Here is a 16,656-nt window from a genome sequence, read left to right as displayed (position 1 = left end):
AATTTTCCCTCCCAGTTTTTTGAATAATTTTTCAATAAATAAGCCTTTATAAAAGCGGCTTTGGTATAATTGACTTTTTGGATTGCCCGTTTTGTTGGTGTACCGGGATGGTCATAATCTGAGAAAACCCTTCTTAAAATGGTTTGATATAGAGCAGCAGGATAGGGAGTATCGGTAATTACGGATTTCAAAAAACTGCTCATCAAATAAGAAGAAATTTGGGGCTTATCTGAATTAGGATTGGATGCTGCTTCCAATGTTTGCCAAAGAGCGATATAGTCATGCTCCCTTGGTGGGTGGAGAAGTCTCATACGGGCCTGGTGTCTGATGATGTGGCTGATTGTTTTCCCAAAACTGTTTCTTAAGAAGAATCGGATGGAGATGCGGGCCGCATTGGGAGCAAGCCCCAAAATATAGAAGGGCTCTTCCGGGTTGATGCGGATACCGTCCAGGTCAACAGGCAGACCATCCTTCATATGGGAAACAATGGCTTTCAGATTTTTGTCTGTCATGCTGCCGTCAGCATTGAGGGAATAGTTCATGCAGTCCTGACAGACCGTGAGGGCATGCTCCGACCAGTAGACCACAGTGGTATCGCCTAATATTTTGACGTGCTCTTTATCGGAAAGAAGGTAGTTGAGGGCGGTGCCGTAAGCAAAGGCGGCCTGTTTGCTGACCGGCGCATTTATTCCCTGCTCTTTGTCATGACCATAGGAGCAGAAGGAATCTTTATTGAAGGAAACCAGGTTGGCGCCACCGGATTGGGTGTCCATGACGCCTTTTATTTTGGGGTGGAGGATGGCAATCTTTTGGTTGTCTTTCCCCGTTACAAGACAGGGGCCAAGAGGGCCATCCTCTTCTGCAATTTGTCCGTGGTAATTGTTCCATGCTTCCCGGATGGATTCATCCTCCAGTACATCGGTGCCGTCCACATTGAAAATGAAGTTGGAAGCGGAAAGGATATCATCCAGGTCGTCATGGAGGATGGGATTGTCTGTAGCGGTGTCCGGATGCCAGTTGTCAAAAAATCCCAAGATGGCCCTGGCGGTCGGGGAATTGCAGGTATCAAGGATTTCATGGTGATAGGCTCTGGATGCTTCGAAGCATTTCCGGGCCCGTTCCGGTTTCCCTTTATTATCGATTCCTAATATATAGCTGGGAGAATCGCAGAGAAAGTTGGGCCTTATGCTGGTAGAGGTCCGGATAATCGGCAGAGGGACATTCATTTCGGCGGGCACTTCTACTTCTTTTTCGCCACGCTTAGTTTTCCTGCTGACAGTCTTTTTAGCGGAAATGATGCCAATCAGGTGCCCGCTGCCATCCAGTATGATACGATGGGTGACCTTGGCCATGCCCCAGCCTTCCTGTGGTACTTTTCCCTGTTTGCAGAGCTCATTATATAAATGAAAAAGGGATTGAAGTATCATTGATGCACCTCGCAGTTTCGGAGATCCATGACTCCATTTTCCAAATGGGCGTGAAAGAATGCAGGTACGATATGATGAGGGTCTGAGAAATCCATATCATAGAGCATGTATCCTAGGTCCCTGGTTTCCGGATAGGGAATGGGATTTTCATCATCCTCCACCAGACGGAAGGCGGCAGGAAATTCGCGGCATCCCAGATAGGGCTGGTGGAAACATTGCCCCTTCCGGGCACGGCGGCAGAGCATTTCCCTGAATTTGCCCGGGTTGTCACCGGGACTGGCCTTGTCAGTCATTTCGAAGTGAAGCTTGATGCAGTAATGGACGTCTTTCAATACGGTGGCTGCCCGCTGCTGGATGTCATCTTTTGTAAAGAGATACATTTCCCTGCGATTTTTTGCATTACCGGGAACGGAAGAAACGTTAATCTTTGATTTGACCTCGTTCCGACGTACGTTTGTAAATTTGATGGGACTAAGCAGGTCAATCTCATCGATTACATATTTCATGCCGGGGTGCCACATGATGGCTTCTACCAAGCCGCGAGCGGCCGATGGTGTCATGATATCATAAGATACTCGTTCTACTTTCATTTCGGGCCTGGTGAAACAGGCAAGAGGTCCCCAACATTCAATTTTTACTCCATATGCCATAATATCCTCCTTTCAAAACGTATCTTAACTTAATTATAAAAGATAATTCCACGAATTGCATCCGGACGATTGACCGGAGGTCATGTAACTTGACTTCTGTTCTTCAAAATAGGGTGAAAATTTTTAGATTTCAAGAATCCTGGTCATAAGTAAAGGAGACAGGCCTGCTGGCTCTTTCTTTAAAATTTCTGGATTATTCTCCCTTTATCTTCCCGTGCTTCTTCCGCTTCTTCTTGAATCCTTCGTTCTTCCGCCGTCGGCGGCCGTTTCAAGGATTGAATGACTTGATTAAGAAGTTCATCCTCTTTCTCAGGATTGCTGCCGTTCATCTCGGCATCCCGCATGACCTGTTTTGTTTTCCAGTTCCAGTCTACAAGGAGGTTCTTCCTTTCAGGATTTGCTTTGATGACGATGATGTATTTGCGCGGATATGAGTATCTCTGATTAGCATACTTGAAGTCTTTTGAAACCACAGCCGGGGTCAGGGTGATCCTGCTTCTTGATACCCGATAGCGCCCATCGCCTTTGTATTTGCCTCTGCTTTCTGCTGAATCCAGGTTGTCAAACTGGATATTCATCATCCGGCCATCATTAGCTGCCACAGCCTGTTTCGTTTCCCTGTCCATATGGGTAACGGCTTTGTCAAAATCCTTCTCTTCTACAACGGCAAATCCTTTTTTCTGCCACCGGTCTTTTTCCATTTGCAGGAGGAAATCGTCTGCTTCTTCCACGGCTTCTTTTTCATAATCCAGACCTTTATAATCACTCTCTGACGGCATGAAGAGATTCATACTCAGCATGGTCCAGAAAGCGCTGCCTGCCATAAGGATAAGGATCAGCGCAATGCCTATGGCGGCAAGGAGAAAAGGCAAAAGATGCAGGATGAGGACTCCTAAAATGAGGAAGAATCCCAGAATAAGGCCTATAATGATGATCAGCATGGTATCACTTCCCTTTTATCCTGATTTCCTTTCTGCTTTTATTATACGGCATATCCTGGGACAACCTTTTCCTTTACCACATAATGCTCTGGCCATCCTCCTCCGATACGAGGAGGCCCATGCGGTCATCATAGCCATTGGGATCCACCAGGTAGGCCAATTCCGAATCACCGGGGAAGGACATGATTTTTCCCTGACCCAGGAGACGGCTGTAGTCGGACTCCTGATGGGAATCGGAGGAATAGAGGACGTTTACCATGTAGCGGCCTGCCCTTCTCATGAGGTCGCGGCCTCGGATTCCCTGCATGAGTTCTTTCTTGATGATCTCAGCTTCAGCGTTATAGGAAATGAAGACAGACTTTGTATCGTCCTTGATAAGTTTGAAATCATTGGCAATCTGCTTAAATTGGAAGGATTTGGATTTTTCTAATATATTTTCTTTGTCCATATTTCCTTCATTGCTGAGATACCAGAGTCGGTAGTATTTATTAATGGCTTCCGGAGTAGAGATTGTTTTATCGGAGAATATACGATGAATCGTGTTGGTAACCTGTTTCTCTTTCCCCATGAACCGGCTTTTCATGCTTTTTTCGGTCCAGAATACGTGGGCGATACTTTCTTCTGCCGAATGCTTTCCTTCTCTGTTGCATCGTCCCGCGCCTTGAATCAGGCTGTCCAGCCCCGAGTATTCCAAATAGACCACAGGGAAATCAAGATCTACACCTACGGAAATGATACAGGTGGAGACCACATAGCATGGAAGATCATCGTGGAGTCGCTGCTTGATTTTATCTATGACGATCTTTCGGTGAGTTGGGCAGAGGTTCGTGGAGAGATAAAAGGTATCATTCTGTTTTTGGGAGAGTCGGCTGAAAAATTCACGGGCCTCTTTTTTTGTAGAGGCAATGCAGAGGGCCTGCTTGTGCCGCATCATGGCTTCTGTGATTTCATCATAGTTTTTCTCGCCGTCCCAATGGTAGGTGACTCGCTGGAAAAATTGGTAGAGCTCCGGTATGTGATCTATGATTTCCACAGGCTTCCGTTTCATATATTTTCCGAGTTCCGGCTGGGTGGCGCTGCAGAGGATGACGGTGCAGCTATAATACGAGACCAGCTCCTGCAGTGCTTCCAGACAGGGCTTAAGGAAACCGAGGGGCAGCATCTGCGCTTCGTCCAGAATGAGTACGCTGCCCTGCAGGTTGTGAAGTTTCCTGCATTTTGAGGTCCTATTGGAATAAAGAGACTCCCAGAATTGCACATTTGTAGTGACGATGACCGGAGCATCCCAGTTCTCCGAGGCCAGCTTCATCTTTTCCGCATCTTTGCCGGCATCGTCGTAATTGACGCTGCTGTGACTTTCCAAAACAGCGCCATTGCCAAGAAAATTCTTCAGAATTACCGCGGTCTGCTCGATAATGGAGAGGTAGGGGATGATGTATATGATTCGTCTTTTCTTATTGTATTTAGCTTGATTCATGGCGAAGGCAAAGGAGGAAATGGTCTTTCCGCCTCCCGTGGGGACTGTCAGGGAATAAAGGCCGGCAGGTCCTTTTCCTTTGTTTATGCAGGTGGAGAGAATTTCATATCGCTTTTGGTTGATTTCATTTTTTGGGGATAGAAATCCTTTTTCCTTTAGTGATGTGAAAAAACGTTGGTGCAGTTCATCCATTTCAGGAAACTGCCCACGGGGAACGGGACCGGTCATGAAATGCTCTGTATCAAGAAAATCGGCATCCACCAGACAGGAAAACATCATACGGGTCAGCAGCATCCTGTCTATCGGGGCAGCGCCAAAGCATTCAAGATGCCGGATGTCATAGGGGCTGTCCAGATAGGCATGTGTCATAAGCTGAGATTCATGGGGGAGCTTTTTCTTCATTCGACCATATAATGTGGATTCGCCCTCTAAATCCATGGAAGAGCCTTCATCAGGAAGGCCGGTGTGATGGCCGGAAATACAGAAAGCGCCAATCTTATATAATACTTGAAGTTGATCCTTTAAGGACCACAGAAACTTGGCACCGGCAGTGGAATGATCACCTCCGGATCTTCGTTTTCCCCGAATGTATTCCTGAAACAAATTGCTGAATTTTCCGAGGTCATGGTTCTTACCCAAAAGGAAACATTCCTTTTCCCAATGAAAGGGCCGACCAAATTCCTGCGCTAGCCGGGCAGTCCCATCCAGGTGTTCATCCAGCGACTGGATTCGCTCTTCGTCCTTATGGGCCAGATAAATTGTATTCATCAAGCATTCACCTCTCAAAGGAATTTATTATTACTTCTACTTTTATTATAATCATCGACATGTCAAAACATGTCGTCACATCTGAAAGTCTCATTAAATAAATGAGAAAAATTTTATATATTAAGCAGGTATCTTTTATATTGAAATTCTGATGATGATAACAGGCAATTTTCCCTAAAAAAGCACCCTGCCACTTTGGTCAGGATGCTTTTTGCGCGTAGAGGAAACCGTTATTCATTTTTTGATAGGGGGCCTTTACTCCGATTCACAGGATGCGGCTGCCCTGGCGAAGGAGGGGGCCGCTTTTCGCTGACCACGATTTGCCTGCCTGTAAAAGGACTTCTTCTCATCGTCCAATCGTGGTGAAAGAGCCGGCGAAGCTGATAGGGGCGAAACAGTCACATCAAGTGGATGTAGGAAAGAGGCAAGTCGGATGTTGAAAGCTGAAGGCTCACTCCCAACTGTTATGACTCTACGCCAATCATCGCACGAGAAACAAGAAACTGCAGCATCGGTAAGCGGCAGGCGGACAGCTGACAGCAGCCCGCGGCCTCTTACAGCGCCTTCCTGTCGAGATGACGAGAAAGGTCATCGCGTAACGCTGACTACAAAACTCATCGCCCGCAGGGCGATACCACAACCCTCAGCTACGTAGGAGCTGTCAAACCTGAGAACCCTCGGCGTTAGGCCGTCAAACTTAAGAACCTTTTCCCTACAGCGCCTTCCTGTAAATCGCGGCCAGATCTTCCTCTGTCAGCGGATAGAATCCATGGAGGATGCCGTCCCGGCTCTTCCAGGACAGGGCATGGGCAGCCATTTCTTCAAACAGGCGGTCATCAATATTGATTTCTGAAAGGGAAGCAGGCAGGCCCAGGGTACGGGTGAAGAATTTTTTCAGCTTCTTAATGCCCTTTCGTGCCGTTTTCTTTTCATTTTTTCCCTCTTTTACGCCCATGACACGAACAGCGAACTGTGCCAGCCGCGGAGCGGTATCATCATTCAGCACGTATTCCATGAAAGCCGGCGTGAGAATGGCAAGACCCAGACCGTGGGGAATCAGGTAGCAGGCGGACAGCTCGTGCTCCAGTGCATGGCAGGTCCAGGACAGGGAGTGGCCCCGGTCGATCAGATCATTAATGGCCCATTCCGAATCCCAGAGAAGATTGGACCGGGCTTCTTCCGAAAAGCCGTCTTTCATGGCTTCCGGCGCCCAGCGGATGACGGAACGCATCATGCTTTCCATGAATCCGTCCATGGCGTCAAAGCCTTCCGCCCGATTCAGATACACCTCCAGAATGTGGGAGAGAATGTCCGCACTTCCATAGGCCGTCTGGGCGGGACTTACGGTATAGGTATTCTGGGGACAGAGGAAGGACACCTTGGGCCGCAGGGCTTCTGTGGTCCATCCCAGCTTTTCATGGGTATCAGGATTGGTAATGACGGCGCAGCCGTTCATCTCCGAACCGGTGGCAGCCATGGTGGGAATGGCCAGAAGAGGCAGGGCATGGGAAATCTGCGCTCTGGATTTGACCAGGTCCCAGGGATTTTCCTCATACAGCGCACTGCCGGCAATCACTTTGGCTGTATCAATGACGCTTCCGCCGCCTGCGGCCAGAATCAGATCGATTCCTGTTTCCCGGCAGAAGCGGGCGCCTTTTTCCGCCAGTCCGATTTCCGGATTGGGCCGGACTCCGGAAATTTCATAGGCGGAAATCCCGGCCTTCCGAATTTCTTCGACAATGGTATCATAGATGCCGTTGTCTTTGATGGAACCGCCGCCATAGACAAGAAGGGCATTTTTTCCCCACCGGGGAAGCTCTTCATGAATATGGGTCAGGGCATCGTTTCCAAAATAGACTTTTGTGGGATTATGATAAACAAAAGGATCAACCATGGCAGAACCTCCTTGGAATGACGGATTCGTAATGTAATATATTCTCTATTATACAGCATGGGCCTCTCCCTGTCCCTTGCGGAAGACATGCTATAATGGGAGCAGGAAAAAACTGCCGGTATAGATATGGAGAGAAAACGGCAGGACAGGAGACGGAGGCGGCGCTGTGTCAATACATCAGCACCTTCCTCGGGGCATAGAGCAAAGGATGCGGACATATGAACACAAAGCAGATGGAGTATATTCTGGAACTGGCCAAGACAGGCAATTTTAATCGGGCCGCAGAAAATCTCTACATATCCCAGCCTACCATGACCTATCAGATCAGGGCGGTGGAACAGGAAATCGGTTTTGCCATTTTCAGCCGGTCGGGAAAAGGAGCCAGCCTTACACCGGCGGGCATGCAGTTTGTGACAACCCTTCGGTCGGTGGTGAACGAACTGAAGACTGCGGTGGAGCAGGGGCAGAATTTTGCGGCGGAATATAAGGAAAACATCCGCATAGTGGTGCCTATCCGCAGTGCCGTGTATTTCCTTCCCCAGGCCATCATCCGACTGCATGAAACAGAGCCTTCTGTTTCGGTGACACCCTCTTTTGACTGGTACCATGGCATGGATTCTTTTCTTCGCGGGGAGCAGGATATCCTCTTTGCCATTCGGGATGAAGTGCGCCATATTCCGGATATCGACATTCATCCGCTGTTTGAAAGCCGCATTTATCTCGTAACGGAAACATCAGATCCCCTGGCGCAGAAAAAATCCGTCTGTGCCGAAGACCTGAAAGGGAGGACCCTGATGGTGGGAGGTCCTTCCCCTGCACCGCTCCGTGCCGTGCAGCACCGCGTGATAACGGAAACGGGATGTGATTACTTTAACAGCGAAAGCCACGATATGTCGCTGACCTATGTGGCATCGCATCAGGGAATCGTCCTTTCGCCCGGCTTCCTGAATGATCACACCGGCGCTTTTGCCTGGATTCCCTTCCGCTGTCCGGAAGTGATTCCCTGCGTGCTCTGTACCCACAGGAATGACGGACGGCCGTTTATCCAATCCTTTATCGAACTGATGCAGTCTTTTTACGGGGATCCGGATTTTGCCTGCTGACTGCATGCCCCATGGACTGCAGAGCGGGGAACTTTCGGAATCATGGTTTCCGGCTGTTTCCGGGCAGGGCCATGATTTTTCCGCAGGCGGCCCTTTGCTTTTTGCGGGGAATGGAGTAAAATACAGGCAATCATTTATTTTTCGGGAGAGTCCCGATTGCAGGAGAGGAGTATAGAAGAATGAATTTCAAAAAAATAATGGGCTTGTTTCTGGCAGCCGTGCTGGCGCTGACTGCGTCTTTGTCCCTGGCGGGCTGCGGCAGCTCCGGCGGCGGTTCTTCATCGGCGGGAGCGGAGAAAAAACCGGTGAAGGTATCTCTGGCTATGCTGCGGCTCACCAGCAGCGCCCCGCTTTTTATTGCCATGGATAAGGGATATTTTAAAGAAGAAGGCATTGAAATTGATCCCCAGTGGTTTGATGCTGCCCAGCCTATTGCGGTAGCTACCGCTTCGTCCAAGGTGGACGTGGGAGCGACCGGGATTACCGCCGGCCTGTACAATATGGCAGCCAAGGGGCAGAAGCTTTACATCGTGGCAGATAAGGGCAGAGAGGAAAAGGGCTTCTCCTCCTCCGCACTGCTGGCAGCCACTCCGGAATATGACAATGGGCTGAATTCGATTGAAGCGCTCAAAGGAAAAAGAGTGGGCATTACCCAGAAGGGCTCTACCTTCCACTATATGCTGGGACGCATGCTGGAAGCGAAAGGCCTCTCTCTGGATGATGTGACTGTGGTGCCGCTGGGGAAACTGTCTGCCGTTATGGCAGCCCTGCAGAGCGGTCAGATTGATGCCTGCATCCTGAATGAACCGAATATTACCAAGGTCAAGAATGAAGGATACGGCAAAGAAATCACCCAGGTCAGCGAAATCATGCCTTACCAGACCAGCGGGATTTTCTATTCCCCGGAATTTGCCAAGAATAAGGATGCGGCTGTCCGCTTTATGAAAGCCTATAATAAAGCCTGCCAGGAATATTACAGTGCCGTGGTGGATAAAAAAGATCCGGCCAAACTGGATGAAGTGGTAAAGATTATTGCCAAGTATGTCAAGACACCGGAAGCGGATATCCGCCTGGGCCTTCCTTATATAGATAAAAACGGCGTACTCATGGCAGATGATATCAAAACACAGATCGACTGGTATTCGTCTCATGGCATGATCGATGGAAAACTGGATGCCAAAGACGTGGTGAACACATCCTTCCTGGAAGAAGCCATGAAGAAATAAAATGGATGAAAGCGCCGCTGGAAGATGCGGCGCTTTCTGCGTTACAGGAAAGCGGTACCGGCAGAGAGCCGGCTGCCCTTCAGCAGGGGGCTGTCAACTGTTCCTCTGTGAACCGGCTGAACCTTGACTATACAAATGGAGTTATCTATGGAAGTTATCATTGAAAATATCAGCAAATCCTTCCGGAACGGCAAAAAAATTCTGCCGGTGCTGGAAAATATTAATCTGACTTTAAAAAAAGAAGAATTTGTAGCCCTGGTAGGTCCCTCGGGCTGCGGAAAATCGACCCTGCTTAATATCTGTGCAGGACTTCTGCCTGCCGATCAGGGATCCGTCTATTTTACCGGAGAAGATTTGAAAAGCGAACCCCGGGTTTCCATTGTATTCCAGGAAACGGGACTCATGCCCTGGCGCAATGTATATGACAATATCGCTTTCGGGCTTGACGCAGGCCATGTACTGCCGAAAAAGGAATGGAAGGAACGGATTGACCATTACATTTCCCTGGTAGGACTTTCCGGATTTGAAAAATCCTATCCCCACCAGCTTTCCGGCGGCATGCGGCAGCGTGTAGGCATTGCCCGGGCGCTGGCAATCAACCCCGACCTCCTTCTTATGGATGAACCCTTCTCTGCTCTGGATGCCCAGACCCGTATCATCATGCAGCAGGAACTGGTATCCCTCTGGGAGAAGACAAGGCTGACAACCCTGTATGTCACCCATAACATCCAGGAAGCGGTCATGCTGGCGGACAGGGTAGTCCTTCTTTCCCGGCGTCCCGGCAAGGTTCGGAACATCCTGAACATTGATATTCCCAGGGGAGACAGGGAAAAGCCGGAGCATGCGGAGGAAATCGACCGGCTTACCCGTACCATCTGGGAGCATATCAGCAAAGATGCGCTGGAAGCAATGACGGAGGTAAACGGTGATGAATAAATATGTTGTGCAGAATAAGATGGAACGGTGGCAGAAAAGCTATACACCCGCCGTTTCCCTGGCGTCAGTGGCCCTGCTTCTTCTTATCTGGGAAGGCATCTGCCGTGCAGGTCTGGTATCTTCCCTTTTCCTTCCGCCGCCCACACTGATTATTTCCTCCCTGATTGATATGATTCAGGACGGAGAAATCGGCGTATCCCTGGCTGCTTCCCTCTATCGCATTCTTATGGGATTCTTCCTGGGAAGCGCCTTTGGCCTCCTGGTGGGTCTGGTGACCGGCACCTCCGCCCTGGCAGATCGTATTGCCAATCCCATTGTCAATGCTCTTTATCCTATCCCGAAAATTGCACTGCTGCCCCTTTTCATCCTTTGGCTGGGCATAGGGGAAGTGTCCAAAGTCACCATCATTGCCCTGGGCGTCTTTTTCCCTGTGGCCATGAATACCTACTCCGGCGTGAAAAACGTGGACACCCTCCTCATTAAAGTGGCAGTCAGCTTCCATGCAGGCTGGGGATACACCATGAAAAATGTAGTCCTGCCCTACGCACTGCCCATGATTTTCGCCGGCCTGCGCATCGCTGCCGGCACCGCCCTGCTCCTTCTGGTGGCGGCGGAAATGATTGCAGCAGAACAGGGAATCGGTGCCCTGATTCTCCACTACGGCGATCTGATGATAACAGAACGCCTTATGGCAGGAGTCATTGTCCTGTCGGTGCTGGGACTCATCTTCAACCTGTTCCTCCAGTTTCTGGAAAGGAAACTGGTACCCTGGAATCATAAAGAATAAAATAATTTATCATATACTGAAAAGACGACAGAAATGCCGTCTTTTTTTTACCGTGACGGACTAGAGCTAGATACCTGAATTAAAAATGGAATACTATTTTGCGATATAACATATATTTATTGAAATAGTATCAAATAAGAGTACAACTTAATATTGAGGGGGATAAACAAAAAACAGCTTTTTCTACCGATGATAACTTGCTTATGAATAGAAAAGATGGATTTCTATAAATGCTATGCTTATATTACAAGTAGGTGAAAAAAGTATCTACTTTATGATAGAATTGTAAAGGAGATGTAACGAATATGTAAAATTTTTATTTTGAGAGGAGATGCTTGTAATGAAGTGGAAAGCTTTGGCTGCATGTGCATTGACTGCAGTGGCACTGGCAGTGGCAGGGTGCGGAGGCGGACAGTCGTCTTCCAGCAAGGCAGGCGCGCAGCAGGGGCCGGATTTAAAAGGAAAGAAACTGGTGATGTATGTTTCCTTCCATGAAGATACGGCAAAGCAGCTGGCAGATTCATTTAAAAAGAAAACGGGGGCTGATGTAAGCTTTATCCGTCTGCCTACCGGTGAAGCACTGGCAAGAATTCAGGCAGAAAAAGATGCACCAAAAGCAGATATCTGGCTGGGTGGTACAGCGGATGCACATGCCAAAGCGGCAGCTGATGGTCTGCTGGAGGCTTACAAATCTCCTAACGCAGGCATGATTCTTCCGGAATACCAGGATAAGGACGGATATTGGTATGGTACATATCTGGAAGTCATGGCTATCGGATACAATGAAAAGCGTTTCAAGGAAGAATTCGAACCGAAGGGGATAAAGGCTCCGGAAACGCTGGAAGATCTGTTAAAACCGGAGTTTAAAGGAGAAATTATTATGCCGGATCCAAGAAAATCCGGTACAGGCAATACATTTATCAGTTCTGTTCTCCAGCAGATGGGACCGGAAAAAGGATGGGCCTATCTGAAAGCATTGAAACCGCAGGTTGCGCAGTTTACACCATCCGGATTTACACCGGGACAAAAAACAGGAGCAGGAGAATATCTGGTATGTCTCAACTTTATTTCGGACCAGACACTGGTCAGCTCTAAAGGACAGAAAATTCACAGTACCATTTATGATCAGGCAGGTTGGACAACCTGTCCGGTAGGCAAGATTAAAAATCACGCCAATGATGAGGCGGCTAAAGCGTTCATTGATTTCGTACTTACCAAAGAAGCAGGGGATATTCTGGTAAAGACTACCCATGGGGTAGCCTGCAACCCGGATGTGGCACCGCCGGAAGGAATGAAACCACTGAAAGAGCTGCCGCTGTTTAAGGAATATGATCTCATCAAAGCCGGCGCGGACAAGCAGAAAAATTGTGACGAATTCTTTGCTGACTGATGGATAGAAAGAAGATATGCCTCCGCTTTCCGGCGGAGGTGTATTTTTTCCATCATAAGGTGAAGCATTCATCACAAACCACATATAAGAGGAGTTATTATGAACGAAAAAGATACAGGTCATGAACATACCGGACTGGGGATGGAACTGAAGGTGCTTCTGCGTGAGCCGCCGCTGCTTATCAGTATTGCCGTCGTGTTTCTTCTGTTCGCGGTGTTTATTATTTACCCCTTTGTGAAAATCCTTCTGGTTCCTACGGAGGCAGATTGGATTCGCGCTGTTACCGGTAAGGAATTTATTCTGGTATTCGGGCACACGCTGTTTTCTTCTTTTATTGCCACCGCTGCTGCCATCGTGTTCGGTTTTCTTTTTGCCTATGGCATTAATTATACGGATATGCCCTGTAAAAGGTTTTTTCAGGTGGTAGCACTTTTACCCACCATGGCACCTTCTGTGGTAACCGGTCTGGCATTTATCATGCTTTTTGGCAGAAGAGGATTTATAACCTGGCAGCTGCTTCATTTAAAGGTAGATCTGTATGGTCCTTTCGGGCTGTGGGTGGCACAGACGATTGCTTTTTTCCCTTTGGCATACATTACGATTTCCGGAGTGCTGAAAAGTATCAGTCCGAATCTGGAACTGGCAGCCCAGAATTTGGGTGCCCGGGGATGGTATCTGTTCAGAACAGTAACCCTGCGCCTGGCTACGCCGGGATTAGCCAGTGCTTTTCTTCTTGTGGCCATTAACTCTCTGGCAGATTTCGGCAACCCCATGCTGGTAGGCGGAAACTATCACGTACTGGCGACAGAAGCCTATACGCAGGTTACAGGCGCGTGGGATCTTCCCATGGGTGCGACCCTGTCTGTTTTCCTCGTAATTCCAACGCTGGTAGTATTTTTTATCCAGCGGTACTATCTGGAGAAAAACTCTTATGTAACAGTAACGGGGAAACCGGTTTCAGGACTCATCCGGGTAACAGCCGGTCCGGTGGCCAAGTGGATGCTTTTTGTTTTCTGCCTGCTGCTCTGCCTCGCTATTCTTATGATTATCGGAGTCGTTGTTCTCTTTGCTTTCACCGTAGCATTTGGCTATGACTACACCTTTACTCTGCAATATTTTAAAGAAGGGGTCATTCAGTCCAATGTAATGATCAATTCCTGGGTAGCGTCCATGTCTACGGCAGCAATTACTACGATTTTGGGAATTGCCCTCGCTTTCCTGACAATCCGAAAGAAATTTCCCGGCAGGAATGTGATGGATTTTCTGGCTATGCTTCCTGTTTCCCTTCCGGGAACCTTCATCGGTCTGGCTTTGATTCTGGCGTTTAATGACGGTCCCCTGGAAATGACCGGCACTCTGGCTATCATTATCCTTGGTATGGCTCTACGCCAGCTGCCGGTAGGATATCGCCAGGCAGTAGCAGGATTGAAGCAGATAGATGCTTCTCTGGAACAGGCATCTACCAATCTGGGCGCCGGAAGCATTACCACTTTCTGCAAGGTAGTGCTGCCTATGCTGAAAAATTCCCTTTCCGTCAGCTTTGTCTATGCCTTTATGCGGTCTATGAACACCCTGTCCACCGTTATCTTCCTGGTATCGCCGGAATGGAACCTGGCGTCTATCAACATTATGAGCCTGGCCAACCAGGGCTTCCTGCCTACGGCCAGTGCCACGGCAGTAGGGATTATGCTTGTGATTTATCTGACCTTCGGTATCGTAAAACTCATACTGCGGGATAAGATTAATATATTTGATCTTTAATGAAGGCGGGAGACAACTATGTCAGATTATGTATTACAACTGATAAATATTAATAAATACTTCGGTAAAAATCATGTCATTAAAAATGTGAACCTCAATTTTGAAAAGGGTCATTTCATCACCTTTCTAGGCCCCTCAGGCTGCGGCAAAACCACACTGCTTCGCATGATTGCCGGCTTCTATGAACCGGATGAAGGAGAAATCCTGCTGAATGGAAAAAATATTGAGAAGGTACCTCCCTACGAACGGAATACAGCCATGGTATTTCAGGAATATGCTCTTTTCCCGCATATGAATGTATTTGACAATGTATCCTACGGTCTTCGGGTGAAGAAAAAGCCGAAAGAGGAAATTGAAAAACGAGTAAAACAGGCTCTGTCCCTCATGCAGCTGGAAGGTATGGAGAAACGGTTTCCCAACCAGATGTCCGGCGGCCAGCAGCAGCGTGTAGCCGTAGCCCGGGCGCTGGTAATGAATCCGGAAGTTCTTCTGCTGGATGAACCTCTGTCCAATCTGGATGCCAAGCTTCGTGAAAATGTGCGGGTGGAACTGCGCCAGATCCAGCAGCAGATGGGGCTTTCTACTATTTATGTTACCCATGACCAGTCAGAAGCTCTCTCCATGTCCGATGCTATTGTAGTTTTGAAAGATGGCGTTGTTCATCAGGTGGGTACACCTCAGGAAATTTATTTTGAACCAAAGACGTCCTTTGTGGCTGATTTCATTGGTACGACGAATCTGATTCCCCTGGAAGCAGAAAAGGGCAATCAGGTTTCCTATGGCGGCGTAACCTTTGCTGCCTCCAATCCGGTGAAAGAGGGCGCCTCCTATACGGCTTCCGTACGCCCTGAAAGTGCCGGCTTGTCTTCCATGCCGCTGGAAGGCCGGGTGAATCTGAAAGCGCAGATCACCAATACTATGTTTTTAGGAGAAAAAGTGCGCTATTTTCTCAGGGATGCGCTGGATAAAGAGTGGATTGTAGATGCTTTTGATCCCGGCAGAACCATTCACCATGGAGAAGTATATGTTACCTTCCCGGCTGACAAAGCCTGGGTCATTGAAAATTAAAAAGAGAGCCCTTCCTCTGGGAGGGCTCTTTTCAGAAAGGGAAATTATGCTGGAATCATTGAAAGAAGAAGTATGGAAAGCCAATCTGGAATTGCCGGCTCGGGGCGTAGTGATTTATACCTGGGGAAATGTGAGTGCTCTGGATCCGGAAACAGGTCTGATAGTTATCAAGCCTTCCGGCGTGCCCTATGAATCCATGACACCGAAAGATATGGTGATTACAGACAGAACGGGAAAAGTGGTAGAAGGCTGCCTGCGCCCCTCTTCTGACCTTCCTACCCATCTATGTCTCTACCATGCATTCCCTGAAATCAGAGCTGTTGTTCATACCCATTCCCTCCATGCCGCAGTTTTTGCCCAGGCAGGGAAAGATATCCCGGCGCTGGGGACTACTCATGCTGACTATTTCTATGGACCTGTTCCCTGTACAAGAAATCTGACGGAAGAGGAAATCCGGGGTGATTATGAATGGAATACAGGGAAAGTCATAGAAGAAACCTTTCGCCGGCGAAATATCAACCCCATGGATATGCCGGCGGTGCTGGTCAAAAACCACGGCCCTTTCACCTGGGGGAAAAATGCGGAAGAGGCCGTGTATCATGCGGTTGTTCTGGAAACGGTGGCAGAAATGGCATGGAAAACAGGGCTGCTGAATCCCCAGGCTGCCATGAGTGAGGCACTGCTGGAAAAACACTATCGGAGAAAGCATGGACCCCATGCCTATTACGGACAGTGCTGCTCTGAGTCGGATGAATGAAATCGGATAATGACTTATCTGCATTTCCCTGTAACCATATGCAGTTTTTATGAAAAGACAGGCAGCATGCCTGTCTTTTTTGATATAATGCAGAAAAAGGCAGGTGCTTTCTGCATTGCATGACCCAATAAATATGGACTGGAACCCACCCTCGGGTGTCATGAGAAAAAAGAGTTCTGCCTGTAAATCCAAACTGGCACGTTCGAGGATTTGTATGTGTCCTTGTTCTTATACCTCTCAGAATTGACATTGGAAGCAGAAAGCTTTTTAGCCATATTGTCTTTATTGTTTGCAATATTTGTATTGCCCTCCGCAAGGGTACGAATGGGGCTGGTTGTTTGGGGCCTGATCCATTTTTCCCTGCAAGAAAACGAAGGCATGATTTTGAAAGGAGAAACTCCATGACTCAGGAATTCATCTTTTCCCATGTAGACCATACCCTTTTAAAGGCCACGGCTACAAGGCAGGATA

The 16,656-nt window shown here is 48.3% G+C and carries 14 protein-coding genes; 9 read left to right on the top strand and 5 right to left on the bottom strand.

The window, feature by feature from the left end; genetic code table 11:
• From cas8c to ACI4N7_RS01185, 5 genes are all read right to left on the bottom strand, one after another.
• Positions 1 to 1,427: type I-C CRISPR-associated protein Cas8c/Csd1 (cas8c, locus tag ACI4N7_RS01205; RefSeq protein ID WP_439731546.1), on the bottom strand; the 1,427-nt coding region annotated here is incomplete at its 3' end.
• Positions 1,424 to 2,077 (bottom strand): type I-C CRISPR-associated protein Cas5c, encoded by a 654-nt coding sequence (gene cas5c / locus ACI4N7_RS01200; RefSeq protein ID WP_439731545.1) that lies wholly within the window; start codon positions 2,075 to 2,077, stop codon positions 1,424 to 1,426. The genes cas8c and cas5c, both read right to left, overlap by 4 nt.
• 179 nt (positions 2,078 to 2,256) lie before the next feature.
• Complete coding sequence (locus ACI4N7_RS01195; RefSeq protein ID WP_439731544.1) at positions 2,257 to 3,018, bottom strand: hypothetical protein; 762 nt, start codon at positions 3,016 to 3,018, stop codon at positions 2,257 to 2,259.
• A gap of 73 nt (positions 3,019 to 3,091) precedes the next feature.
• The gene (cas3, locus tag ACI4N7_RS01190) at positions 3,092 to 5,263 is read right to left on the bottom strand and encodes a CRISPR-associated helicase Cas3' (protein ID WP_439731543.1); all 2,172 of its coding nucleotides are present in this window, start codon (positions 5,261 to 5,263) and stop codon (positions 3,092 to 3,094) included.
• A 712-nt stretch (positions 5,264 to 5,975) separates the two neighbouring features.
• The gene (locus tag ACI4N7_RS01185; RefSeq protein ID WP_439731542.1) at positions 5,976 to 7,157 is read right to left on the bottom strand and encodes an iron-containing alcohol dehydrogenase; all 1,182 of its coding nucleotides are present in this window, start codon (positions 7,155 to 7,157) and stop codon (positions 5,976 to 5,978) included.
• Between the two features lie 218 nt (positions 7,158 to 7,375).
• Between ACI4N7_RS01185 and ACI4N7_RS01180 the strand changes: the two genes are divergently transcribed.
• The 9 genes from ACI4N7_RS01180 (at position 7,376) to ACI4N7_RS01140 (ending at position 16,185) form a co-directional block, all read left to right on the top strand.
• A complete protein-coding gene (locus ACI4N7_RS01180) occupies positions 7,376 to 8,260 on the top strand; it encodes a LysR family transcriptional regulator (RefSeq protein WP_439731541.1) in 885 nt (294 codons plus the stop codon).
• 179 nt (positions 8,261 to 8,439) lie between these two features.
• Positions 8,440 to 9,486, top strand: a complete 1,047-nt coding sequence (locus tag ACI4N7_RS01175; protein ID WP_439731540.1) for an ABC transporter substrate-binding protein — start codon at positions 8,440 to 8,442, stop codon at positions 9,484 to 9,486.
• A 5-nt stretch (positions 9,487 to 9,491) separates the two neighbouring features.
• Positions 9,492 to 9,650: a hypothetical protein gene (locus tag ACI4N7_RS01170; RefSeq protein WP_439731539.1), complete on the top strand. Its 159-nt coding sequence runs from the start codon at positions 9,492 to 9,494 to the stop codon at positions 9,648 to 9,650.
• Positions 9,634 to 10,422 (top strand): ABC transporter ATP-binding protein, encoded by a 789-nt coding sequence (locus tag ACI4N7_RS01165; RefSeq protein ID WP_439731538.1) that lies wholly within the window; start codon positions 9,634 to 9,636, stop codon positions 10,420 to 10,422. Before ACI4N7_RS01170 ends, ACI4N7_RS01165 begins: the two co-directional genes overlap by 17 nt.
• Entirely contained in the window at positions 10,415 to 11,209 is a 795-nt protein-coding gene (locus ACI4N7_RS01160) for an ABC transporter permease (protein ID WP_439731537.1), read from the top strand. Before ACI4N7_RS01165 ends, ACI4N7_RS01160 begins: the two co-directional genes overlap by 8 nt.
• A gap of 340 nt (positions 11,210 to 11,549) precedes the next feature.
• Positions 11,550 to 12,599, top strand: coding sequence for an ABC transporter substrate-binding protein (locus ACI4N7_RS01155; protein WP_439731536.1), 1,050 nt, complete (start codon positions 11,550 to 11,552; stop codon positions 12,597 to 12,599).
• Positions 12,600 to 12,698: 99 nt separating this feature from the next.
• Positions 12,699 to 14,360 (top strand): ABC transporter permease, encoded by a 1,662-nt coding sequence (locus ACI4N7_RS01150; RefSeq protein WP_439731535.1) that lies wholly within the window; start codon positions 12,699 to 12,701, stop codon positions 14,358 to 14,360.
• An 18-nt stretch (positions 14,361 to 14,378) separates the two neighbouring features.
• Positions 14,379 to 15,428 (top strand): ABC transporter ATP-binding protein, encoded by a 1,050-nt coding sequence (locus tag ACI4N7_RS01145; RefSeq protein WP_439731534.1) that lies wholly within the window; start codon positions 14,379 to 14,381, stop codon positions 15,426 to 15,428.
• A gap of 46 nt (positions 15,429 to 15,474) precedes the next feature.
• Entirely contained in the window at positions 15,475 to 16,185 is a 711-nt protein-coding gene (locus tag ACI4N7_RS01140; RefSeq protein ID WP_439731533.1) for an L-ribulose-5-phosphate 4-epimerase, read from the top strand.
• Positions 16,186 to 16,656 lie beyond the last annotated feature (471 nt).

It is taken from the genome of Dialister sp., assembly GCF_051885895.1.
GTDB lineage: Bacteria > Bacillota > Negativicutes > Veillonellales > Dialisteraceae > Dialister.
Note: the sequence above shows the minus strand (reverse complement) of the source record. Positions and strands in the feature narration are given on the sequence as shown.

Bases quoted from the DNA above. Each gene is read 5' to 3' on its own strand.
- cas3 (WP_439731543.1), bottom strand. From the start codon at position 5,263: ATGAATACAATTTATCTGGCCCATAAGGACGAAGAGCGAATCCAGTCG.
- ACI4N7_RS01150 (WP_439731535.1), top strand. From the start codon at position 12,699: ATGAACGAAAAAGATACAGGTCATGAACATACCGGACTGGGGATGGAA.
- ACI4N7_RS01195 (WP_439731544.1), bottom strand. From the start codon at position 3,018: ATGCTGATCATCATTATAGGCCTTATTCTGGGATTCTTCCTCATTTTA.
- ACI4N7_RS01155 (WP_439731536.1), top strand. From the start codon at position 11,550: ATGAAGTGGAAAGCTTTGGCTGCATGTGCATTGACTGCAGTGGCACTG.
- cas5c (WP_439731545.1), bottom strand. From the start codon at position 2,077: ATGGCATATGGAGTAAAAATTGAATGTTGGGGACCTCTTGCCTGTTTC.
- ACI4N7_RS01180 (WP_439731541.1), top strand. From the start codon at position 7,376: ATGAACACAAAGCAGATGGAGTATATTCTGGAACTGGCCAAGACAGGC.
- ACI4N7_RS01185 (WP_439731542.1), bottom strand. From the start codon at position 7,157: ATGGTTGATCCTTTTGTTTATCATAATCCCACAAAAGTCTATTTTGGA.
- ACI4N7_RS01175 (WP_439731540.1), top strand. From the start codon at position 8,440: ATGAATTTCAAAAAAATAATGGGCTTGTTTCTGGCAGCCGTGCTGGCG.
- ACI4N7_RS01160 (WP_439731537.1), top strand. From the start codon at position 10,415: ATGAATAAATATGTTGTGCAGAATAAGATGGAACGGTGGCAGAAAAGC.
- ACI4N7_RS01140 (WP_439731533.1), top strand. From the start codon at position 15,475: ATGCTGGAATCATTGAAAGAAGAAGTATGGAAAGCCAATCTGGAATTG.
- ACI4N7_RS01170 (WP_439731539.1), top strand. From the start codon at position 9,492: ATGAAAGCGCCGCTGGAAGATGCGGCGCTTTCTGCGTTACAGGAAAGC.
- ACI4N7_RS01145 (WP_439731534.1), top strand. From the start codon at position 14,379: ATGTCAGATTATGTATTACAACTGATAAATATTAATAAATACTTCGGT.
- ACI4N7_RS01165 (WP_439731538.1), top strand. From the start codon at position 9,634: ATGGAAGTTATCATTGAAAATATCAGCAAATCCTTCCGGAACGGCAAA.